This is a genomic window from Paenibacillus sp. p3-SID867, from assembly GCF_025142895.1.
GTDB lineage: Bacteria > Bacillota > Bacilli > Paenibacillales > Paenibacillaceae > Paenibacillus_AQ.
On the sequence record NZ_JAMBDM010000001.1, the window covers coordinates 13399 to 26884 of the forward strand.

The window sequence follows — 13486 nt, forward strand, 5'->3', positions numbered from 1 at the left end:
TTCTCGCACCGCCAGGAACTCATGCTACATAAATACAGGAAAGTGAGATGGAATCATGGTTAGAACACGAACAGTACTTCTGCTGGCTTGCTGCCTTATGCTCAGCGCTTGCGGCAACAACGGAGTTGATCAGAAGCAAAGCACGGCCACGGAAGTCGGTAATGACAGAGCAACGCAGCAAAATGAAACCTCTGGACAGGCGTCCACTCCCAAAGAAGGTACCGACAAGTCAACCGAAACGGACAAGCCTGAAGCCGAGCCTGAAGTAGATACTCCCGCGGACCCATCGGATGAAGCCGTCAAGAGTCCCGATGCCGAGGCGCCGACTGAACCGAAGTATCACATGAATAAGGTGTATCGCATCGTCCCCAATGATGATGCCGTATCCGAAAAAGTGGTGCTGCTCACATTTGACGACGGTCCCAAGGAAGAAAAAATGATCAGCCAAATGATCGATACGCTCGACAAACATGACGCCAAAGCGATTTTCTTCGTGAATGGATACCGCGCAAAGGAACATCCTGAACTGCTGAAGCTGATCCATGACCGCGGTCAAATCATTGGAAATCATTCCTGGGACCATATCGACCTGAAAAAAGAAAATAAACAGACGGTAAAGAAACAGATCGGCGATGTCCAGCAAATCGTCAAGGAAGCGACCGGATCGGAACCGAAGTTTTTCCGTCCTCCGTTCGGCTCTGGCGGAGATATTGTTAAGGAAGTTGCCCTTAGTCATGACCTGCTGTTCATGACCTGGTCCAACGGTTCGCTGGATTGGGAAAGCGAAAGCAAAAACAAGCCCGATGCCGTAGTCAGCAATGTGCTCGAGCAGCTTCACCCTGGCAGCAACATTCTGATGCACGAGCTTCCGTGGACCGTAGAGGCCCTCGATACCTTGCTGACCAAGCTTGAAGCCAAAGGATATGGCTTTGTGGATCCGCGGCAAATCGAACCGAAAATAAGATAATCCGGGAAAACACAAAAACCTTAATTCTGCCGTCACCATCTGACGATCGAATTAAGGTTTTTTGCGTAATGTAATCACATGGTATTCTGCGGGACATTGCAAGCGCAGCGGGATATGGGAAGTACCGAATCCCCGGCTGATCAGCATCCTGGAAGAATGTTCGGTTTCGCCCGCCTTTCTCGGCAGTGCATACCATCCGGATTTAAACTTCTTGTAAAAGCGCGTCAGACGAACGGCTCCGGCCAACGGCAGCACGATCTGTCCCCCATGGGTATGTCCTGCCAGCACCAGATCCCCATGCACCACATCCTTGCCCTTGATCCATATCGGATCATGCACCAGAATGATGTGATACTGGTCTTCAGCTGCATTCCCCCGAAATCTTGTGTATGGGTGTTTCCGGCTGGCCGGCTGCCTTACGCCGCTAAGAACAATTAGCTCGTTACTCTGTTTTAACGTAACGGTCTTGTCATTCAGCAGCATAACGCCGCTCTCGCGCAACGCTTTACGGACAGCGTCCTTGCCTGCATTCAGATCATGATTCCCCAAGACGGCATAAACGGGTGCGATACGGACCAGCACCGACAAGTTATGCCTCAACCGCTGTAGGGGCACTCCTCTTTCCGTGATATCTCCGCCAAGCAGTACGCAATCCACCGATGAAAGATTGGATAATAGCTTCTCTTCTGACAATTGTCTGCGATGTATATCGGTGATGAACAATATCCGAAACCCGTCAAACGAGTGAGGGATACGATCGGATACGACTTCTTCCTCACGCACCCGATAGCCCCTGGCCTCAGCCCTCATCCAGCCGATAGCGCCTGCACCGAGTGCCGCAGCACCTGCTATCCACATCAACACACTCATAATAACTCCTTTAACAATTCCTTTAATGGAGGTGCTCCGATAAGTCCCCACCACAGAAGACCTACCATTAACAATATGAAAATGACGATCAATGAGTTCACAAACCATTTGCTCATTCTTACGCGGTACGAGGAATATGTATTCGTGCGTTTAGGAGCAGACACTTCTTCCTCTGTTTGACGCTGACGTGACCGGGTCGACCTCGAACGGCTCAAGCCGTCCGCTGTCGTGCTGCTCTGGGGCTTTTGCTCCACGGAGCTTGCACGGGGTGGCGATTTAGATCGACTCCTCGTTTCATCCGCTTGTCGCGACTTCGCTGCCGTTCTTTTTTCTGATTGAGCCGTTGACTTGTTTTTGCGGCTTTTATTTCGGCTCTGATGTCGCTGCATTCTGCTAAGTTCGTTCATGTTCCTCTTTCCTCCGAAACCGAATCAACATTCCTGATATGAAATCAATCAGAAAATGGCACAGGATTGGTGCCCAAATGGTACCCGTTTGAATATAGACGTAGCCCAGACCGTAACTACTTAGGAAAACCCACCCGGTTGGAAGCCAATGTTTTAAATATCTGACATGAATAAGCGCGAACAAGATACTCGTCCAGTACGGTCCGAACGCATGCTGGATGGCTCCTCGAAACAATAACTCCTCGCAGATGGATACAACCAAAGCTATAACAAAAATATGCCAAACCGGCCTTTTTCGGAACAGCATTTCATTGATTCCGCCATCGTCCATACTATCCTCTGACACAAACCGGGATAATACAAAATCCACTACCAGCATGGCGGCAGCAAGTCCGAGCCCCCAATAAACGAACTCGATATCCTTCGGAATGACAAAGAGCCCAAACGGATTCCTCTGCTGAAACAGGATCCAGATCAACCCTGCAATAAGTGTCAATGCTTGGGTAAGATACAGATTAATAAGCAGCAGCCGATCGTTTAATTGGTGGGCTTCGATTCTTTTTACGCGTATTTTAAATTTTTTCATAGAAGATGGGCCTGTCTTTCATCTTGATTTTTAAGATTATCATCGTATACAACCATAGTAATATCAGAATCATTCCATCATAGGCGGGCATATGCATCATAGCAAATTAACGGCATGACATTCAAGGCTATCCCTTGATTCATCCCCTACTTTAAGGCCTATGAACGGAATAAACACCTATTGACACAATGTTAGAGCCATGATACATTATGAAAAAATTAATCTGTGAAAACCGATGATGGAAAAGAGATGCTGTAACGTCCTCAGAGAGCCGATGGTTGGTGCAAATCGGTGGCGTAAAAGTATTCTTGAGCGTTCCTGAGATATTTCGCTGAAACTTGAGTAGGCGCAAATCGGATGATATCCGTTACCAATCATGGTCTGAACAGACCGCTTGAGGCTGCCGCAACATGGCAGCGAATAAGGGTGGCACCACGAATAACTCTCGTCCCTTACTACGGAGGTAGTATGCGGATTGGGAGTTTTTTTATGTTCCTGTCTCTTTGCCACGACACCGCGTCAAACCTGTATAGACCTCTTGCAGCTTTATTGGAATCTTTGGTGTATAACGGAATACGCCCCGCGTAATCCTTATTCAATATTGCAGTACCGCATTTTATAGAGGATTTTAAGGAGGAAGAGAAACCATGTTTAAAGTATTGGTATCGGATCCGATCAGTGATTTGGGGATCCAGCAGTTAATGGATGCCGCCGATGTGCAGGTAGACAAAAAAACCGGGCTCAACGAGGATGAGCTCACTGCCATTATCGGTGAATACGACGGACTCCTCGTACGGAGTCAGACACGTGTGACAGAACGCATTATGAATGCAGGAACCAATCTCAAGGTTGTCGGCCGTGCTGGCGTTGGCGTTGACAACATTGATCTTGAGGCTGCTACGAAGCGCGGGATCGTTGTTATCAATGCGCCAGACGGTAACACGATTACAACAGCGGAGCATACGTTTGCCATGATGATTGCCCTCGCCCGTCACATCCCTCAGGCCTATGCCAAAACGGTGGGCGGTTCCTGGGACCGAAAATCCTTCCTTGGCGTTGAGCTTCGTAACAAGACGCTGGGTGTCATGGGAATGGGCCGAATCGGCAGCGAGGTGGCTAAACGCGCCAAGGCTTTCGGCATGAACATTCTTGCCTTCGATCCGTTCCTGACGGAAGAGCGTGCGGACAAACTGGGCGTGACACTCTCCTCGGTGGATAACATTATCCGCAGCGCCGACTTCATTACGGTCCATACTCCGCTTACGCCGGAAACCCGCCATATGATCGCAAGACCGCAATTCGAAGTGATGAAACGCGGCATGCGGATCGTGAACTGCGCCCGCGGCGGCATCATTGACGAACGCGCCCTTGTCGAAGCGATCGATGAAGGCATTGTTGCCGGAGCCGCATTTGATGTATTCGAACATGAGCCGCCTGAAAGCGATCATCCATTCCTGAACCATCCAAAGGTGATCGTGACCCCGCATTTGGGTGCATCTACCGTTGAGGCTCAGGAGAACGTTGCGATTGACGTGTCGGAACAAGTGCTTCATATCCTGCGCGACGAGCCGTTTAAGAATGCGGTCAACTTCCCGCTTGTAGCGGCCAGCGTAATGAACAAGCTGCAGCCTTACTTCTCGCTCGGCGAGAAATTGGGCAGTGTAGCGGCTCAGATCACCGCACACGCGGTGAAGGAGATTCACGTTGACTATGCAGGCGAGCTGGCTGAAGTCGATACGCAGGCCCTGACCCGATACATCGTGAAGGGTGTGCTGGAACGCCATCTCGGAAGCGAAGTGAATATCGTAAACTCCATGCATTTGGCAAAAAGCCGTGATCTTCACGTCGTTGTCTCCCAGACACCAAAAACCAAAGACTTCACCAACCTCGTTACCGTTACGCTCAAAACGCAAAACGGTTTGGAGCGAATTGTCGCAGGCACACTCCTGCTCGGTTACGGCGAACGGATTGTCCGTCTGGATAAATTCCCGGTCGATATCTCTCCGGAAGGTCATCTGATTCTGATCTCCCATAACGACAAACCGGGCATTATCGGTCGTGTCGGAACCCTGCTCGGCGAGAACGATGTCAATATCGCCTCCATGCAGGTTGGACGTAAAGTCATCGGCGGTGAAGCCATCATGCTTCTGACGGTGGATAAAGACGTTCCTAAAGACGTTCTGGTCAAGCTTGCCGGGCTGTCGGAACTGAACACCGCGCAGCAAATCGCGCTGGGCTAAATTCAGGCCAGGTATAAGACAATAAGGGGTTAATCATTGTTCCACGTAGAACAAGATTAACCCCTTTATTTCAACAAAAAAACACGCTCCTTGCGAGCGTGTTTTGTCTTTTGCGGAGATATTCCCTAAGATTCTGCCGATTTTGTTGGAATGATCATCGTAAACACCGTTCCTTCGCCTACTTCACTTGTTGCGTTAATCGTGCCATGATGCGCTGTCACGATATTTTTCACGATGGCGAGTCCAATGCCGGTTCCCACCGTCTCCCCCCGTACACGCGCTTTGTCGGCCTTATAGAATCGTTCAAAAACAAAAGGCAGATCTTCAGACGGAATACCGACGCCTTGGTCGCTAATCTTCACCTGAAGCGCCTCTGTATTCGATACGGTAATCCGATCGGCAATGATTCGGATCTGCTTGCCTGAAGGCGTATGACGAAAAGCATTGTCCAGCAGATTGGTCAGCACCTGCTCAAGCTTATCTTCATCCGCCGCTTCGAGCAGAAGATTCGAATGAAGTTTGTTGAGCTGAAGATCAATATCGCGTTCCTTGGCACGAACAGTGAACTTCCGGTATACTCTTTCACACAGTTCACCTGCGTCCATCTCCCGCAGGGACAACTCTGCATGCCCTGCTTCCATACGGGTTAAATCAAGCAGATCCTTCACCAGCCGGCCCATCCGCAGGGATTCCTCATGAATCACCTGTATCAGCTCCCTGCTCTCCTCCGGTGAAGCCGCCATCCCGTCAAGCAGCGCTTCACTGTAGCCCTGCATCATGGACAGCGGCGTCCGGATTTCGTGCGACACGTTGGCAATGAAATCCGTACGCATCTTCTCCAGCGTGACCTGCTCGGTAATATCTCTTAATACAACAACGGCGCCGCGGATCACTTCATCCGAATATAAGGGAGCCATATGTGCTGACCAAATTCCCTGCTTCACATGCAGGTCAGCGCTTTGGTCCTTCCCTTCGTTCACGGTGGCATAATAGAGCTCACTGAGCGGTTTCGGCATGACATCGGCCGCCCAGCCTCCGCCCTGCAGCTCATCATCCCACTCCAGCCCTTTCCAGGTTTTCATGATTTCCTGCCCTGGCGGGTTCACCAGAATAACCTGACCGTGGTTATCAAAAGTAATCACGGCGTCGCTCATGCTTCTCAGCACACTGGACAGATGCTCCTTCTCATGGTTCAAGTTGCGGATATTCGTTTCCAGCTCTGCTGCCATATGGTTGAACGTATTGGCCAGCTCACCAATCTCGTCACTGGTCACAAGATTTAGCCGAGTGCCATATTTCCCTTTACGGATGTCATTGGCGGCCTCAATGAGCTGCTGCATGGGCTGGGTAATCTTCGTTAACAGGAACAACCCGAAAAAAGTGGTCATCGAAAAACCGATTATGGCTACATAAGTAAATAAACGTTTGATGGCATCCGAATTCGCAAACGTGGTATCAATATAGGGGAGCAAAAATAATCCGAGTGTCAGCAGCACGCACGCGACTAAACAGGTTATCGTAATCCACAGCTTGCCGACGAGTGATCTCCAGAAACTCACGTTACTTCGGGACCTCCAGCTTGTAGCCTACTCCCCATACGGTCGTAATCATCGCTGCGGATTCCGCGGATACCTTATTTAACTTCTCCCGCAGCCTCTTCACGTGCGTATCGACTGTGCGAAGATCGCCGAAAAATTCATAATTCCATACGTCCTTAAGCAGTTCTTCCCGGGAGAATACTTTGTCCGGGGACGAGGCCAGGTAGTGCAGAAGCTCATATTCCTTTGGCGTCAAACTGATTTCATGCCCGCCGGCCGTCACGCGGTGAGCATCATGTTCAATGATCAAATGCGGGAAAACAATGCTGTTGCTTGGGTTTGGTTCCTTGCTCAAATAGGCCGTAGCGGATGAGCGGCGCAAAATCGCCTTCACGCGGTAGATCACCTCGCGCGGGCTGAACGGCTTCACAACATAATCGTCGGCTCCCACTTCAAATCCCTGTACGCGGTTTATCTCCTCACCCTTGGCAGTCAGCATGAGAATGGGGGTAGACTTCACCTGGCGGAGACGGGTGCACACTTCGACGCCGTCCATGCCGGGCAGCATGACGTCCAGAATAACGAGCCCGTAATCTTCCGAGCTTGCTTTGCGAAGTGCAGTTTCTCCATCTTCCGCCTCTTCGATTTCATAACCTTCCTTCTCCAAATACATTTTTAACAAGCGGCGAATCCGTTCTTCATCATCAACAACAAGAATACGATTTCCGTGCTCTGACATTGGCGGCCAACTCCTTCATTTTTATAGGGAAAATCAGAAGTGGCCCTCTTGGTTAAGAAAGGGCCCTTCTGATTGATCATTCACTGCTATTCTATTGACAATTAATCGGTTCCCGCATAGGAATGCAGACCCGCGATAATCAAGTTGACGCCGACCAGCGTAAACATGACCACGATAAAGCCGATAACGGACAGCCAGGACGAGTGTTTCCCCTGCCAGCCGCGCGATAGCCGTAGATGAAGGTACACACTGTAGAACAACCATGTAATAAGCGCCCACACTTCCTTCGGATCCCAGCCCCAGAACCGGCCCCATGCAATTTCTGCCCAGATCATGGCGAATATGAGACCACCCAGCGTAAATACCGGGAAACCAATCGCAATGGCGCGATAGCTGATTTCATCCAGATCGTCCGGATCCAATCTATTCAGTGCAGGCTGAATGAATTTTGCCAGCGGCTTGCGCAGAATCAGGCGGAGCAATCCGTACAGGATCACCCCCGTGATCAGTGACCATACCACCGTATTCAGCTTACGTCCCGCATTCACGCCGTGCATCCAGGACGGGGCTTCCATGAGCGGAGATTTCATGCCCAAGAAGGACTGCATGCTCTCCGTCTCGCTCTTATATGGTGCGACAAGCGGTGGCATGTTATATTCCACTTTTACTATTGTACTATTTTCTGTCTTCGGGTCAACCAAAGTCTGGTTAAATTCAGCTTGATATCCACCTGCACGGAAGCTGTATACCGACAATATAAATCCGATCAGCACCACGATGGCAAACATGACGAGCTCAAGCCAGCGCTGTTCCTTGCGTGAGCCCTTGTCCGTTCCGCTAAAGTTAACGGTACGGAGCAGGTGCATTAGGCCGGCAATAAAACCGACCGCAAAAAACGCATCGCCCAGCGCCGCCAACGTAACGTGAATACCCAACCAATAGGACTGGAGCGAAGGAATCAGCGGCTGCACCTGCTGCGGGAACACGGCGGCGTAGGCCATGATCAGGATTGCCAGTGGCAGTGCAAACAATCCAAGCAGCGATTTTTTGTAGATAAAATAAAGTACGAGGAAGGCAATCATGATTGCCATCGACAAAAAGGTCATAAACTCATACATGTTGCTGACAGGCACATGACCGGAGCCCGCCCATCTCGTAAAGAAGTACAGCAGATGTCCGATCAAACCGATCGATGCCGTAACAAATGCAATCTTTCCCCATTTAGCCAAATGGGCTTCAGGGTCCCGCTTGCGGAACCGTCGTCCCATGACGGCAAGTGCATACATGATAAATGCCACACAGTATAAGGTAAAGGCCACGATAAATGCGTCGCCGCTAAAATCAATTAGATTCATCCTTAGTCCCCCTGTTATTCTCCAATGACTTTTCATCGACTTCGATATTCATTTGCTTGAGGATCGCGGAGACCTCCTTGCGAAGCCCAAACCAGTTCTTGTTCGTATGTGCGCCAAGTGTCAGCGTTCCGTTATCAATACGCAGCCAGATCCGGCGATGGGTGAAATAAAAGCCCATGACCAGACCGACCATACCGATAAAACAACCAATCCAAATGAACGGCATGGCTTTATCCACACGAATATTCAGATAAGTCGTAGATTCCGAAAAGTCCACATCGTCCATGCTGAGAACATCCAGTTGTACGAGCGCTTCCCCACCCGCCAGCTGTGCATTGATCGCTTCCTGGTTAAAGCGTTCCTTATCGATCTGCTTCGGGAAGTAGAAATATTGAATGCCTTCCTTCGGCAGTTCAGGTCCCTTAATCAGAAATAAGAATGCAGGCGCATTCGGGTTAGGTGACAGATTTACCGGTTTGCCGTTATCGCCAAGTCCAAAATCGGTAAAGGATTGTGTAAGCGTTAACGTATATTCTCCCGCCTGATACTCTCTTTGAGGATCGTCGATCGACAATGTGATTTTGCCGTATTCCTTCCCGCTCTTACTGTCAACCAGCACCGGCGAAACCGAACGGAGAATCGGGGTCAGATCATAATCGAATTGATACGCTTTTAACCCTTTGTAATTGAGTGGATGATTCACCTCGATGTTATGACGCGTCACTTCCACGAGCTCGGGCTCTTTACCGAGATCGTCACAATTGGCCTCGCACATATACAGAATCGCCTGCGTTTGGAACTCCTTCGGCAGTACTTTATTCTTGCCTTTAAATTCCTCAGGCATATCGTCCTCGGTATAGAACTCCACCTTAAAGCCATCGTTCAATAAATAATAACTGGTATTCTTGATGCGCACAGGCTCATCTTGAGGGAAGGCCATGTGCTCGTCCATATGCAGTCCAGGAAGATTCCGTCCAAGAACGGCAAGCAGGAAAATAATCAGGCCGATATGAAGAACATAGGGGCCCCAGCGGCTGAACCGCTGCTTCTCCGCCAGCAGGGTTCCACCATCCGTTCGCACGCGGTAGCCCTTTTTCTTAATGATCGGTTTCACCCGTTCAACCCAGTCGGGACCGTCCTCTTCGACTTGTCCTTGGTATACCACCTTTTGGCGGGTAAGGAAGGACATATGCTTCGGAATCCGCTGTCTGCTGAGCGCTTTGTACAGTGGAAGGACCCGGTCCAGACTGCAAATGACAAGCGATGCGCCGATCATGACAAGCAGCAGCACGAACCACCATGACGTGTATGTATGGGACAGCCCGAGCAAGTAATAAATATGCCCCAGCTGCCCGTACTCCTCTTTGTAATAGACAGAGGGGTCAATATTAAGGAATGTGCTTTCCTGCGGAAAGATGGTCCCTAACGAGGAACCAATCAGGGTAAGCAATATCAGATATATTGCTACTTTTACCGAAGAAAAGAAATTCCATACCCGATCGATAATACCGGGATTTTCTTTCTGTGATCGACGAGCAACGCCGTCATACCGCATTTCCAGAATCGGCTGGGCCTCTGCTTCCTCGGTCAGCGGCTTGCCGCATGCCTCGCAGAGGACCGTCCCCGTTGGATTCTGGTGTCCGCAATCACACTTCGTATTCTGGATCAAAGGCTTGGAACCTTGACTCATTTCGCATTCACCAACTGTTCAATTTGTTTGTCAAGGGTGTTCAAATCCAGTTCGCCTATACGGATATGATCAATTTTGCCAGAGGCCGTAACAAAAAAGGTGGTCGGCATCGGTCCAACCCCGAAGCTGGCAACAGCATCCCGTTTAGGATCCATCAGTATGGGGAACTTCACGCCGGTTTGAGCCACAAAATTCTCAACGGTCATTTTGTTCTCGCCCACATTAATTCCGATGATCTCAACGCCTTGACTGCTCCATTTCTCCCACTGGGCTTGAAGAGCCGGCATTTCCCGCACGCATGGCGGACAGTAGGTGCCCCAGAAATTAATCACCCTGGCCTTGCCTTCGTATTCGCTCATGGTATGTACGCTGCCATCCATGCCTAGAAGTTCAAAGTCCGCTGCCTTTTGACCCACTTTGGGAACCTTATCAGAGCCGAATACAACGGTTGCAACGGCGTAAACTCCGACCAGGATGATGGCAAGCAGAATTACAATCTGTACGCTTTTCTTTGATTTGCCCATAAAGCAGCAGCTTCCTTTCTATGACATTCATCATATCGTTTACTACGGGTGTGAACATCCTATGAACAATTATAACGAAATTTGTCATAAACGCCGCTCGCCATTTTGAATATTATGTGTCGGGTTTAACGTTTTCGCTTCGGTTTCCCGCCCGGCTTAGCGGCTTTCGCCATCTGCAAAAGCTGGTTGATTTCATCCGCTGTCAAATGGCGGTACAAACCTCGTTTTAAATTTTGCAGCAGCAGATCCCCATAAGATATCCGCTTCAATCGCGTTACCGGATGGGAGATCGCTTCGAACATCCTTCTGACTTGACGGTTGCGGCCTTCATGGATGGTAATCGATATGACGGATTGTTTATTATCCGGGTCCACATCCTTATATTCCACTTCGGCAGGAGACGTCATTCCGTCCTCCAGCATGATCCCTTGGCGAAGCTTGTCCAGCTCGGTGCCATGGGGCACCCCTTTCACGGTAGCCAAGTATGTTTTGGGCACATGATATTTAGGGTGGCTGAGCAGATTGGCAAACTCGCCGTCATTGGTCAGCAGCAGGAGTCCTTCCGTATCGTAGTCCAAACGTCCAATCGGATATACCCGCTCTTTAATGCCCTTGAGATAATCCGATACAATTTTTCGCCCTTCGGGATCAGAAGCGCTTGTAATAACTCCCTTCGGCTTATTCAGCATAATGTATACCTTTTTCTCATTCTTAATCGGTTTGCCTGAAACCGTAATGATATCCTGAGCTGGATCGGCCTTCGTGCCGAGTTCGGTAACGGTCTCTCCGTTTACCTGCACCTTGCCTTCAAGAATCAATTCCTCGCACTTGCGGCGGGAAGCGACTCCGGCCTGTGCCATAATTTTCTGTAATCTCTCCATGTTCGTTAGGTCACCTCATTCCTAATGATAACCATCGACAGGATAAATCACAAGCGCGTTCCATGGAAAATGTGCCCCAGGGCAGGAGTCGGAGTGAGGAAACAAGTATAACGGGGAAATATCATGGAGTCTGGATAGCTCCAAAATGATTTTGCTGGCGGTAAACAGCTGTGTTTTCTGGTCCAGCGACATGGACTCGTAGCCGATATTAAAGTCGCCCTCCAGACAGATGTGAATCTGGCCCGGGTGAACCAGCACGGATGAAGAAGAAACCGAGCCGTCCGGATGAATTTTAAAATCCCAGTTCCGCGGTTCCCGCTCACACACGGTATGATGAATAACAAAACCCTCGAATTCCATTTCATCACCCCTACTACAATTTGTAATTGCAGCAGTATATGACGCGAGGGAATCGAGGGTATGGGCACACGTCCTGTTACATAGAAAAAACGCTCCGTCTTACTCAGACCGTCCGAATGATCTCAATTAACCGAACACCAGCAGGCAGACTGCGATCGCCGCAATAAAACCGATCACATCAGAGAACAGCCCCACCTTCAGCGCATACCGGCCATTGCGGATTCCGACGGCGCCAAAGTAGACGGTCAGTACGTATAAAGTCGTATCCGTGCTTCCCTGGATGGTCGAAGCGATTCGGCCAATCATGGAATCCGGACCGTATGCCCGGATCAGTTCCGTTGTGTACGCGAGAGAGCCTGTACCTGTCAGCGGCCTGAGAATTCCCAAAGGCAAAATCTCGCTGGGCACGCCTAGCGATTGCAGAAAAGGGCCCGTCCAGCCCACAAAAAACTCCAGCGCGCCGGAAGACCGGAACACGCTAATGGCGACCATCATGCCCACCAAGTGCGGGATGATCCCAATCGCCGTGGAGAAGCCGTCCTTGGCTCCATCCACAAACGATTCATATACGGGCACTTTGCGGGTATAAGCATAAAGCGGAATGAAAGCGATAATAATGGGAATAGACCAGGCGGAAACGAGATTAATCCATGACAGCAAGATTCATCACCCCTTCACATCCGGGTTCAGGCTTGTACCGATTCCCGGCGACTTCTGGCGGCGTATCGTCTTTCTTCGATACCATCGGTCAGCCATAATGGCGGCCGCCGTCGCAATCGCAGTGGCCAAAAGCGTGGTGCCCACGATTTCCGAAGGATTAGCGGACTCATAATTCAGCCTGATCGCGATTAGCGTAGTCGGTATGAGCGTAATGCTGGCCGTATTTAATGCCAGCAGGGTACACATCGCCGGAGACGCTGTTTCCTTATCCGGGTTTAACTTCTGAAGCTCCTGCATCGCCTTAATCCCCATCGGAGTCGCCGCATTCCCCAGACCGAACAAATTGGCGCTCATGTTGGACAATATATACCCCATAGCGGGATGATTCTTCGGTACATCCGGGAACAGGAAGCGGACAACCGGGCCCAGCAGCTTGGCAACCTTCTTCAGCAGGCCCGCGTCCTCTGCCAGGCGCATCATGCCTAGCCAGAATACCAGTATGCTGATGAGACCGAAGGAGACGGTTACTCCCGTCTGGGCTCCGTCAAATGCGGCTTTTGTAACACTTTCGATGTTCCCGTTAACTGCCGCAAAGATAAAGCCGATCAGTATCATCCCCATCCAAATCAAATTGATCATCTCTTCGCCCCCGTTTGCTGCCTCGCTCGC

The 13486-nt window shown here is 50.2% G+C and carries 14 protein-coding genes and 1 other annotated feature; of the genes, 2 read left to right on the forward strand and 12 right to left on the reverse strand.

Annotated elements, in window-relative coordinates:
* The first annotated feature begins 55 nt into the window (after positions 1-55).
* Positions 56-967 (forward strand): polysaccharide deacetylase family protein, encoded by a 912-nt coding sequence (locus tag M4D81_RS00095; RefSeq protein WP_260063981.1) that lies wholly within the window; start codon positions 56-58, stop codon positions 965-967.
* 51 nt (positions 968-1018) lie between these two features.
* On the opposite strand, the gene M4D81_RS00100 is transcribed toward M4D81_RS00095, so the two are convergent.
* The 3 genes from M4D81_RS00100 to M4D81_RS00110 are packed head-to-tail and all read right to left on the reverse strand — an operon-like array spanning position 1019 to position 2830.
* A complete protein-coding gene (locus tag M4D81_RS00100) occupies positions 1019-1837 on the reverse strand; it encodes a metallophosphoesterase (protein WP_260063982.1) in 819 nt (272 codons plus the stop codon).
* Positions 1834-2244: a hypothetical protein gene (locus tag M4D81_RS00105; RefSeq protein WP_071223913.1), complete on the reverse strand. Its 411-nt coding sequence runs from the start codon at positions 2242-2244 to the stop codon at positions 1834-1836. Before M4D81_RS00105 ends, M4D81_RS00100 begins: the two co-directional genes overlap by 4 nt.
* A complete protein-coding gene (locus M4D81_RS00110; RefSeq protein ID WP_071223912.1) occupies positions 2231-2830 on the reverse strand; it encodes a CPBP family intramembrane glutamic endopeptidase in 600 nt (199 codons plus the stop codon). The genes M4D81_RS00105 and M4D81_RS00110 overlap by 14 nt, the downstream gene beginning before the upstream one ends.
* A 226-nt stretch (positions 2831-3056) precedes the next feature.
* Positions 3057-3286, forward strand: a binding site (T-box leader).
* Positions 3287-3477: 191 nt separating this feature from the next.
* On the opposite strand from M4D81_RS00110, the gene serA reads away from it, so the two are divergent.
* On the forward strand, positions 3478-5070 hold the full coding sequence (serA, locus tag M4D81_RS00115) for a phosphoglycerate dehydrogenase (protein WP_260063983.1): 1593 nt from the start codon (positions 3478-3480) through the stop codon (positions 5068-5070).
* A gap of 125 nt (positions 5071-5195) precedes the next feature.
* Here serA and M4D81_RS00120 read toward each other — a convergent pair whose 3' ends face one another.
* The 9 genes from M4D81_RS00120 to M4D81_RS00160 form a co-directional block, all read right to left on the reverse strand.
* Positions 5196-6629, reverse strand: a complete 1434-nt coding sequence (locus M4D81_RS00120; RefSeq protein WP_260063984.1) for a cell wall metabolism sensor histidine kinase WalK — start codon at positions 6627-6629, stop codon at positions 5196-5198.
* Position 6630: 1 nt separating this feature from the next.
* The gene (locus M4D81_RS00125) at positions 6631-7347 is read right to left on the reverse strand and encodes a response regulator transcription factor (RefSeq protein ID WP_009595176.1); all 717 of its coding nucleotides are present in this window, start codon (positions 7345-7347) and stop codon (positions 6631-6633) included.
* Positions 7348-7448: 101 nt separating this feature from the next.
* The gene (ccsB, locus tag M4D81_RS00130; RefSeq protein WP_071223909.1) at positions 7449-8702 is read right to left on the reverse strand and encodes a c-type cytochrome biogenesis protein CcsB; all 1254 of its coding nucleotides are present in this window, start codon (positions 8700-8702) and stop codon (positions 7449-7451) included.
* Positions 8689-10392, reverse strand: a complete 1704-nt coding sequence (resB, locus tag M4D81_RS00135; RefSeq protein WP_260063985.1) for a cytochrome c biogenesis protein ResB — start codon at positions 10390-10392, stop codon at positions 8689-8691. The genes ccsB and resB overlap by 14 nt, the downstream gene beginning before the upstream one ends.
* On the reverse strand, positions 10389-10916 hold the full coding sequence (locus M4D81_RS00140) for a redoxin domain-containing protein (protein WP_071223907.1): 528 nt from the start codon (positions 10914-10916) through the stop codon (positions 10389-10391). The genes resB and M4D81_RS00140 overlap by 4 nt, the downstream gene beginning before the upstream one ends.
* A 125-nt stretch (positions 10917-11041) precedes the next feature.
* On the reverse strand, positions 11042-11797 hold the full coding sequence (locus M4D81_RS00145) for a pseudouridine synthase (protein WP_071223906.1): 756 nt from the start codon (positions 11795-11797) through the stop codon (positions 11042-11044).
* A gap of 21 nt (positions 11798-11818) precedes the next feature.
* A complete protein-coding gene (locus tag M4D81_RS00150) occupies positions 11819-12157 on the reverse strand; it encodes an N-acetylmuramoyl-L-alanine amidase (RefSeq protein ID WP_071223905.1) in 339 nt (112 codons plus the stop codon).
* Between the two features lie 126 nt (positions 12158-12283).
* The gene (locus tag M4D81_RS00155; protein WP_071223904.1) at positions 12284-12817 is read right to left on the reverse strand and encodes a spore maturation protein; all 534 of its coding nucleotides are present in this window, start codon (positions 12815-12817) and stop codon (positions 12284-12286) included.
* 6 nt (positions 12818-12823) lie between these two features.
* Positions 12824-13456, reverse strand: a complete 633-nt coding sequence (locus M4D81_RS00160) for a nucleoside recognition domain-containing protein (protein ID WP_260063987.1) — start codon at positions 13454-13456, stop codon at positions 12824-12826.
* Between the last annotated feature and the right edge of the window lie 30 nt (positions 13457-13486).